Consider the following 9,197-nt stretch of genomic DNA (forward strand, 5'->3'; position numbering starts at 1 on the left):
TTTTTAAAAGGTCTTAAAATTTGATATTAAGGTTGAAGCCTATGCTTCTGGCTGATGGATAAGCCATGTTTTCGATACCGGGCTGCAGGGTTCCTCCACTCATGGCCATAACATCCGGGTCGAAGTGAGGGTTTTCTGTCCAAAGGGCCAGATTTCTGCCCACCACAGAAGCTCTAACAGACTGAATGAAGCTGTTTTGGAACCAGCTAACAGGCAGGTTGTAACTCACCCTCACCTCTCTCAGTTTTACGTAAGAGGCATCGTATTTGGCAGCCTCCACGTTGTTTCTCTCATAGTAGCGATTGTGCCAGTTTCTGGAACTGATTTTCACCGTGTTGGGAGAATATGAGCCGTCTTCATTCTGAATAACTCCGGGGGAGACTATGCCATTACCTTCTTCGGTTAGGTCATATCCGTTTTCGCGTCCGTAAAGAGTTTCTTTTAACTGACCGGATGTGCTACCAATCGTTTTGGTACGCGATACCACAATGCCGCCATAGCGTATGTCGAACAAAAAGCCCAGGGAAAGATTTTTATAAGACAGACTGTTTTGAATGCCCATCATCCAATCCGGGTTATAGTTGCCTTGTTTCACCAATTCTGAGCCTCTCAAAGGAGTTCCTTCGGCAGAATGTATAATCTGGCCATAGTACGGACTGTTTTTGTCTTCTACTCTGGCAAAGCCAACTCCGTAAATGTCGCCCATTCGCTCTCCTTCTCTAGCCTGTATATAGGCTCCATTTCTCGCTGTTAGCGTGTAAGCATCCACACTTTCATCGAGCTCAATTACCTTAGACCTATTGCGGGTAAGGTTCACGGAGGCATCCCACTTCAATCCGCTGGCATTTTCCAGTGGTGTACCGTAAACCATCAACTCAATTCCGCTATTCTGAATTTCACCGGCATTAATAATGCGGCTGCTATAGCCTGTGGCAATGTCGAGGGTAATGGGAATAATCTGATCTTTGGTGCGATTGTCGTAGTAGGTAAAGTCCACGCCCAATCGGCCGGCAAATAGCCTCAGATCGGCTCCAAGCTCATACGAATTGGTTCTTTCGGGCTTCAACTCACTGTTGGCCAGTGTAGAAGACTCTGACTTGGCTTGGGTACCACCCCATGGTGTGCTGGAGTTATAAACATTGGAAAGGCTGTATGGGTTGGTATCGTTCCCCACCTCGGCATATGCAAGCCGCACTTTAGCAAAAGAGATAAAGCTTGGCAACAAGAAAATATCGCTGAGAGCTGCACTAAGAGTGGCTGAAGGGTAGAAATAGCTATTGTTGTTTACCGGCAAGGTAGAAGACCAGTCGTTTCGACCTGTAACATCCAGGAAAATCATGTTTTTATAGGCAAACTGTCCGTAGCCATATATGGAATTGATTTTCTTTTCCTGATCATATTGTTCTACCTGAAGGTTTACGGCCGAGTTGGAGAAGTTGTAGATACCCGGAATTAACAGCTGAGGAGCAACCGTTTCATTGTAGTTATTGGTTTGTCTCATCTGGTTACCTCCAACTGACACGGTAAATTCAAAATCCGGATTCAACTCTTTGCTGTAAGTCAATAGGAAATCGGTGTTTTGCTCATAGAAGAACAGCTTGTCTTCTCGGTACATACCCTTTGGAAAGCGCTGGGTGCTGAAGGCTCTTCTTCTATCTCGCAGTTCGTTGTAGAAGTCTATTCCGGTGCGGAACATTAGGCTGAGCTCATCGGTAAACTGATAGCTTGCCGATACTGTACCAAACATTCGGTTTTTATTCTGACCGTTGGTGTTCTCGTAGGTAGTAAAGTAAGGGTTATCGTGGTAGTTGTAGTTGTAATTAAACTGCTGCTGACCTTCCAACCCCGGCATCCAGTAGTTGCGAAGGTTTTTGGTATTGATTTGTCTACCGTACCAAATCCACAGATACATTAAGCTTTCGGTACCATAGCTTATGGCCGGGCGATTGTCGCTTTGTGAATTTACATAGTTTACAGAGGCATTAAACTTGAGTTTCTCGGTCAGGTTAAGGTCGGTTTTTAAAGAAACAGTGTTTCTTCGCAAATCCGTATTGGGTACCATTCCCTTTTGGTCCAGATTGGTGTAAGAGAATCGCACATTGCCAAACTCGCTGGCCGAAGTAACGCTTATGTTGTTGGATAGGGTGACTCCTGTTTCAAAAAAGTCACTCACATTGTCCGGATTACTCACCCAAGGGGTTGGAATAATTGAGCTTCCGGCCGGGGCATTCAAATCTCCTCCCCTGTAACCATCCACATTTCTGGGCGAATCAAACTGAGGAATTAGTCGCCCGTCCATTCTGGGACCCCAGCTTTCATCTACACCATCGGCTATTCCTGAGCCAGACCCGTCTACAAAAGCAAACTGCCCGTTGTTTCCCTGGCCGTATACATCTTGCCACTCCGGCAGGCGCAATGGGTTTTCAAAGCTTACATTGGAATTGAGAGTAACCCCAAGGCCTCTGCGGCCTTTACCCGATTTAGTGGTGATGAGTATGGCACCGTTGGCTGCTCTGGATCCATAAAGAGCTGCGGCTGCCGGTCCTTTTAATACGGAAACTGAGGCAATATCGTCCGGGTTAATTTCTCCGGCTGAGTTGCCATAATCTACCTCCAGATTGCCGCTTCCGGAAGAGCCGCTCACGTTGTTGCTTATAGGCACTCCATCGACCACAAACAACGGTTGGTTGGCATTGATGTTAAGAGAAGATTCTCCACGAATAATTACCCTGGCAGAACCTCCAATGGAAGTACCTGAACCGGTAACCTGTACTCCGGCTACTTTTCCACTCAAGGCATTGACCATATTGGTTTCCCGAGCCTCCGTCATTTCATCGCCCTGAATTTCCTGAACAGAGTAGCCCAGGGCTTTGGATTCGCGTTCTACCCCAAGAGCCGTAACAACCACTTCTTGCAGTGAGGTTACCTGTTCTTTGAGCGATACATTAATTACCGTGCGGGTACCAATAGTTTCTTCTACCGACACGTAGCCTACAAATGAAAACACGAGTGTTTTAGCATCGGCCGGTACTCGAAGCGAGTACTTACCATTGGCATCGGTAACCATTCCTACAGTAGAACCTTTTACTGAAACTGTTACAAATGGAAACGGCTGATTGGTTGCTTCATCGGTTACGGTTCCTGTGATGGTTTTTTCTGCTCCTCCCGATTGTGGAAAAGCTATATTGGCCTGTGCAGTTGGGCGAATAAAGAGCCCTATTGCCACTGCCAGAAGAGTAAGCCAAGGCCCAGCGGGCAAAGGCCTGTTAGCACTTTTTTTCATAAATTTGAACGTTTATTAAAGTTGTCTTTTGGTTGCTTTAGTAAATTTTTGTTAGCCGAAGTCTGAGGTTTCCGCCAAGAAGATTCAGACTCGGAATGCGAAAAATGGAGTGCCTGCAGGGGCACTTCTTTGTTTTATATCAGTAGAAGTTTCTATTCATAGGCAGCTGAGTTTTTTTTCGTCTCATCATTACAAGTTTTCCAATACTTCCTCAGTTAAACCGAACGACAGGGTCATGCCGGCTCCACCAAGACCGTTGATTATGCTCACCCCCGGTTCAGGGCTCTCTACTATTTCGGTGGCTCCGTTAGTCATTTTAGGGTAAATCCCCATCCACCGTGAGCCTACTGACCAATCTTTGAACTGAGCAAAAGAGGCCAGATAGTCCAAAATCATCTGATCTATAAATTCCTGATTAAAGGGGCTCAATTGCCGGCCATATTCGTGCGAATCGCCAACAGTAAGCTCTCCATGACCATTCTGAGAGACCATTACATTGAGTCCCCATTTGAGGTATTCGGAATGATGCTGCTGAAAGTAGGCTTTAAGTGCTGCATGCGAAGCTACCCCCTTAAAGGCTTCGTAGTGAACGAGGGTGAGTCCACCACATAAGGCAGGGCCAATGGACCAGTTATCGGGTTGTGCCCTCAGGCGCATCATTTGAAGCTTGCACTTTGTAATGGCCAGTTCTGCAAAGCGCTCCGGATATAGTGTTTCAAAATCGGCTCCGTTACATACTACAATCACATCGGCCTCAAGCTTATCTCCTTTAGCAGTTTTCACATAGGGATGTCTCACTTCCACGGCTGTAGTGTTCCACCGGAACTTCACACCAAGCTGTTCATTGAGGTAATGGGGCAACCGGGCTATGGCTTCTCTTGGGTCTACAATTAGCTCCTCATTACTCCAAAGTGCCACTCTTAACCCTTCTTTGACAACTGCCTCGGAACGGACAGCCGATGGACTTAACAAGGTGTACTGAGGGTTTTGATCTACAAACTCTTCGAGTACGGCCTGTTCTTCTTGTCGATGGGCCAGGTGCAAGCTTCCTACTTCTCCATACCAAATTCCGGCCTTCTCGGCCAATTCCTTCCATATGCTGCGAGAGCGCAATGCACGCTCGTACAGTTTTCCTTTGGGTTGGCCAATAGGCCATATCATTCCAAAATTGCGAATAGAGGCACCTTGTGCTCTTTCTCCTCTTTCCAGCACCTCAACGGCATACCCTTTCTGTGCCAGTTTTCTGGCCGTTGCCAAACCAACTATGCCGGCTCCTATTACAATTGCTCTCTTTTTCATTTACTTCAATTCAATGCCAACTGCGCGCTTTGCAACACCTGACCGTGATACTTTCTTTTAAAATATATGGCCGCGGCTGTGGTCACAGCCAATCCAAAAACTGAGATTACCAGAAGGGATTGTTGGAAAAACAGTGTCCACGACATTTCTCCAAAACCTGCCAGTTCTTTGTAAAACAAAAAGCCTATACTCCCCAGGTAGCCAAAGCTATCGGCTACGTACATCAGAAAACCGGCATTGCCTTTATGCTTAAAGGTGGACATGAACCGATCGAAAATGACGCAGTTGAAGGGGACATAGGCCAAATACAACCCAAAACCTACGAGCATCATCCAGGGCAAAGCTTCTAACCGCTGCGCAGAAAAGGCATAGGTGCTTAAGCAAATAATGGCAAAGCCTATTCCTATGAGCCAATGATTGAGCATGAATGCCCGAAGATTATTCTTGACCAGCACCAGTAACCCAATGATGAGCAATACACCCAGTGCTACGGGCACTTCGGTTTGAGTGAATATTCCGGGCTGCTCCCCATAGCCTTGTTCCACCCAAATATTAGCCACAAAATTGTCGCGCACATCGCGCAAGAGGGTTAAAAAAACATAGGCCACTACCAGTAATAAAATGCCGCTGGCATATTGCCAGAAGAAGCTTCTTCTTTCGGGCCGGGCCATTGATTCACGCTTGTTTCTCAGGCGCACGTCTTCCGGGTTTGGTGGAGGTATCTGGTCAAGCAGCCAGACAAATGCAAGAAGCGGAACCACAAAAACAAGCCCGGTAAAAAAGGGCATCCACCAGGCTGAAACACTATAGTCGACCATCAAATGGGCACCAACAGTCTTTACTAATCCCGATGAAAAAATAAAGCTAACCCCAAGAAAGGCCCCCATAAGCTCAGTAGCTCTTCTACCCTCCAGATAACTGAACACCAGCCCCCAGACCATGCCTAACGGAAAGCCATTGACAAGGAGTAAGATCATATTGGCCGGCTTCGGAACCAAAGGAAAAAGCAGTAAAGCCAGCCAACTAAGAGCTATGAGCCATAGAATTTGTCTGGCTCTGCCTTTATCTCCACGCTCAGCGATAAAACGAATACCATAGAACTTAGAGAGTGTATAACCAATAGTCTGGGCAAAAATGAGCCATATTTTATAGTCAATACCTAGCCACTCCATATCGGCATAGGTAGCTGCAGTGAATGGTTTTCTGAAAGCATACATGCATGAGTATGTACCAAAGGCAGCTACTGCTCCCACCAATGCTACCACACGGTGGTCCGACTTTAAAAGGTATGCTTTCAGTGGACTCATTGGGCCTCGAGTATTTGGATGATTTCGCTAAATTGGTCGATGGCATGAGTAGCTCCCATACTGAGTAGTTGCTCGCGGGAGTACTGGTCGGAACTAATGCCTACGATAATCCCACAACCTGCATTCCTTCCTTCGTCAATATCGGACTGGGTATCGCCCACTTTCATAATGGTTTGCGGGTTTTCAACTCCCAAAGCCTCCATTGCCAAACGAATCATGTGGGGTTGCGGACGCCCTTCTTCGACCTCATCTGAAGTCACCGAAAAATCTATAAGGTCTTGATCTTCCCATCCCATTTTATCAATGAGTAAGTCGGCCGTAGACCGGTGGTAGCCCGTGTCGAGTACTACCTTTATGTGGTTAGATTTTAGGTAAGAAAACAAAGCGGAGGCTCCCTTCATCTCCTTTAACCCACGAGCACTCTCATAGGCCGCCTCTACATTCTTTTTAAAGAGCCTGAAAACTACCTCTACAGCTTCTTCGGTAATGGCCTCTCCACTCTCTCTCATGAGCAGGGCAATACCCTCTCGCTTATTCATGCCTCCAATTTTATGCACAATGGTTTCCAACGAGTACTCAAAACCAAATTCAGCCAATGCCTCACCCACACTGCGGTACACTGTTTTCTGTTCGTCTATGGTAGTACCGGCCATATCGAAGACCGCCATCTTTATATTTTCTTTAATCATTCTTTACACTGGTTTGGGCATGTAATTCATGCCTTTGCTTACATTTAAAAATTCCAAAAGGGTATTGTATGAAATCGGATATATTGAGCGCCATTGGCAAAAAGCTTCGGAACGTACGAAAGGAAAAAGGGCTGAGCCTTGCCGAGGTGGCCAGAAAGAGTGGCATAACGGCCGGATTGCTTTCAAAAATTGAAAACTTTCGAACCATGCCTTCCCTGCCTGTTTTGTATAAAATTTCGGAAGCTCTGGAAGAACCTCTCTCCGAACTGGTGAAACCGGTAGATAATGAGCCTGAAAGTTCATATACCATTATTCGCAAGGGTGAAGGAGAAATTGAACTTCGCTACGACTCTAAAGGGCTGACCTATGAAAAGTTGATGTCTCAGATTATTCACAACCATCCGGTCAAAGTGGTTACGGTAACAGTACAGCCTGGAGTTTTTCGAAAACCACTGGCCAACGATTCGTACGAACTGGTATATATGCTCGAAGGCGAAATTATCTATGGCCTTCTCGATGAAGAAGTTCATCTGAAGCAGGGAGACACACTTTACTTTAATGGACAGATTCCTCATTCTCTTAAAAACCCAGGCGACCAGAGCGCCATATTGTTCAAGACTTACTTCATGAACTCAGGCGACTGAATGGGCGGCCAAATAGTTCATATAGGTAAAATTACTAAGAGAATTCTTCGAGAAAATCCTTGGGGAATTGTTTAATGAAAGGGTAACTCTCTTTACTTAGAGTTAATAAATAAAATACTGAAAAACAGATTATTACGACCAATAGAAAAGCCTTCTTTACAAAAAGAAGGCTTCAATAGATTAAATTTTATTAACGTATTGACTTGAATATTTGTCAACACCTATGATTTACAAATAGTAAAATTCTATTTCAACTTTTGCAGTAGCTCCAACAGCTTGCTCACTTCTTCTTCGGTGTTATAATAGTGCACGCAGACCCTTACTATTTCCGAAAGCCCCTTTGCGGTCATGTCCAGATAGGTATTGGGGGTTCCGTTCCAGCTCACATTTATCCCTTCTTTTAAAAGGTATTGCTGAACCTGGGCAGCACTATGGCCTGAGACTGTAAATGAAACTATTCCGGCCAGCAGGCTACCTTCATCATGACAATGTACGTGAGGCATTTGTCCAAAGCCTTTGCGTACTTCATGGGCCAATGCCTGAATACGGTGCCATATAGCCTCAAGTCCTATGGCATGGGCATAGTCGGCTGCTGCCTTTAGCCCTAGTTGGTTGGCCCTGTTCCCTTCCCAGTTTTCGAATTTGCGCGCATCGGTGCGAATGGTATACGTTTGCTCTCCTGTCCAGGTGGCTGAATGAAGGTCTACCACATAAGGTGTGAGCTGCAGTAATACTTCTTTTCTCACATATAAGAAACCGGTACCTCTTGGAGCCCTCAGGTATTTTCTGCCGGTAGCAGAAAGCATATCGCACTTTATTTTTTCCACGTCTACGGGATACTGACCCACCGACTGGCAGGCATCGAGCAAAAAGAGAATGTTTCGGGAGCGACAGATTGATCCGATTTGCTCAGCCGGAGCCACATGGCCTGAATTGGTTGGAATATGGGTAATGGACACCAGTTTGGTGCGGGAGTTGATCATTTTCTCAAAGGCCTCCAGATCTTCATCGCCAGAAGCGGTGGTTGGAATTACTTTAACCTTTGGTTTTTTGGGGTGATGTAAATAGGCCAGGTAGTTGCTGGCATAGTCTGGCCGGTTACAAATTATTTCATCGCCCTCTTGCCAATCTATGGCCTGGAAGGCCGCATTCCACGCAGAGGTGGCATTTTCCACAATGGCTATTTCTTCTTTCTGCGCATTAATGAGCCTGGCCAGCGAATAATAAGTTTCATCTAACTCATTCGCTCTTTGCGCCTGAATTTCGTAGCCCCCAAGCAGAGACTCCTGTTTCCAATAGTCAATAACCGTATCTCGTACCACATTGGGAGGTAAGGCACTGCCGGCATTATTGAAGTGTATTACATGTTGTACACCGTCCGTTTCGGCTCTGAGTCTGGCAATATCTTTGTTTGAAAGCATAGTTGAAATTAGTGATCTAAAAAGTAATCCGTCCAATAAAAAGTAATCTATTTCTGAGTGAATGCTTCTTCACTATCTTTAGTTCAAAATCGTTCTGTATGCGCTACACCCTGACTACCATTTTTCTATTCTGTTTTGCCGGCCTCTATGCTCAGGTAAACACTACCGAAGTTGAAGAATTCATAAAAGAGTATGTGAAAGAACACCGAGCTGATGAAACCAAAATAAGAGCCATCCTGAATGAGGCTCAGTTTCAACAAGAGATTATTGATAAGATTAGCCGACCGGCAGAGGGCACAATGACATGGGAAAGGTATCGTAAAATATTTGTGACGGAAGAACGCACTCAGGCCGGCTTAGAATTTTGGAAAAAATACCAAAAAGAGGTTCGTACCGTAAGCGAACAAACGGGAGTAAATGAAGAAATCATTTTGGGTATTATTGGAGTAGAAACCTACTTCGGACGAATTATGGGCACTTACCGTGTCTTGGACGCCCTCTACACGCTCGGTTTTGGATACCCAAGAAGAGCCAGCTTTTTTAAATCGGAACTG

Annotated in this window: 7 protein-coding genes; 2 read left to right on the plus strand and 5 right to left on the minus strand. The window is 45.6% G+C overall.

All coding sequences use genetic code 11. From position 1 onward, the window contains the following. Positions 1-13: 13 nt before the first annotated feature. The 4 genes from B3763_RS08535 to B3763_RS08550 form a co-directional block, all read right to left on the minus strand. Positions 14-3,283 (minus strand): SusC/RagA family TonB-linked outer membrane protein, encoded by a 3,270-nt coding sequence (locus B3763_RS08535; RefSeq protein WP_286745693.1) that lies wholly within the window; start codon positions 3,281-3,283, stop codon positions 14-16. Positions 3,284-3,472: 189 nt separating this feature from the next. Continuing rightward, on the minus strand, positions 3,473-4,582 hold the full coding sequence (locus B3763_RS08540; RefSeq protein WP_286745695.1) for a TIGR03364 family FAD-dependent oxidoreductase: 1,110 nt from the start codon (positions 4,580-4,582) through the stop codon (positions 3,473-3,475). Positions 4,583-4,587: 5 nt separating this feature from the next. After that, entirely contained in the window at positions 4,588-5,889 is a 1,302-nt protein-coding gene (locus tag B3763_RS08545; RefSeq protein WP_286745697.1) for a DUF5690 family protein, read from the minus strand. Further along, positions 5,886-6,578, minus strand: coding sequence for an HAD-IA family hydrolase (locus B3763_RS08550; RefSeq protein WP_286745699.1), 693 nt, complete (start codon positions 6,576-6,578; stop codon positions 5,886-5,888). Before B3763_RS08550 ends, B3763_RS08545 begins: the two co-directional genes overlap by 4 nt. Positions 6,579-6,646: 68 nt before the next feature. Between B3763_RS08550 and B3763_RS08555 the strand changes: the two genes are divergently transcribed. After that, the gene (locus B3763_RS08555; protein WP_189629581.1) at positions 6,647-7,222 is read left to right on the plus strand and encodes a helix-turn-helix domain-containing protein; all 576 of its coding nucleotides are present in this window, start codon (positions 6,647-6,649) and stop codon (positions 7,220-7,222) included. A 245-nt stretch (positions 7,223-7,467) separates the two neighbouring features. On the opposite strand, the gene B3763_RS08560 is transcribed toward B3763_RS08555, so the two are convergent. Next, positions 7,468-8,643 (minus strand): aminotransferase class V-fold PLP-dependent enzyme, encoded by a 1,176-nt coding sequence (locus B3763_RS08560; RefSeq protein ID WP_286745700.1) that lies wholly within the window; start codon positions 8,641-8,643, stop codon positions 7,468-7,470. Positions 8,644-8,741: 98 nt separating this feature from the next. On the opposite strand from B3763_RS08560, the gene B3763_RS08565 reads away from it, so the two are divergent. Beyond that, the coding region (locus B3763_RS08565; RefSeq protein ID WP_286745702.1) for a lytic murein transglycosylase at positions 8,742-9,197 on the plus strand (456 nt) is incomplete at its 3' end.

Source organism: Roseivirga sp. UBA1976, from assembly GCF_002336325.1.
Lineage (GTDB): Bacteria > Bacteroidota > Bacteroidia > Cytophagales > Cyclobacteriaceae > Roseivirga > Roseivirga thermotolerans.

Bases quoted from the DNA above. Each gene is read 5' to 3' on its own strand.
- B3763_RS08550 (WP_286745699.1), bottom strand. From the start codon at position 6,578: ATGATTAAAGAAAATATAAAGATGGCGGTCTTCGATATGGCCGGTACT.
- B3763_RS08560 (WP_286745700.1), bottom strand. From the start codon at position 8,643: ATGCTTTCAAACAAAGATATTGCCAGACTCAGAGCCGAAACGGACGGT.
- B3763_RS08540 (WP_286745695.1), bottom strand. From the start codon at position 4,582: ATGAAAAAGAGAGCAATTGTAATAGGAGCCGGCATAGTTGGTTTGGCA.
- B3763_RS08545 (WP_286745697.1), bottom strand. From the start codon at position 5,889: ATGAGTCCACTGAAAGCATACCTTTTAAAGTCGGACCACCGTGTGGTA.
- B3763_RS08535 (WP_286745693.1), bottom strand. From the start codon at position 3,283: ATGAAAAAAAGTGCTAACAGGCCTTTGCCCGCTGGGCCTTGGCTTACT.
- B3763_RS08555 (WP_189629581.1), top strand. From the start codon at position 6,647: ATGAAATCGGATATATTGAGCGCCATTGGCAAAAAGCTTCGGAACGTA.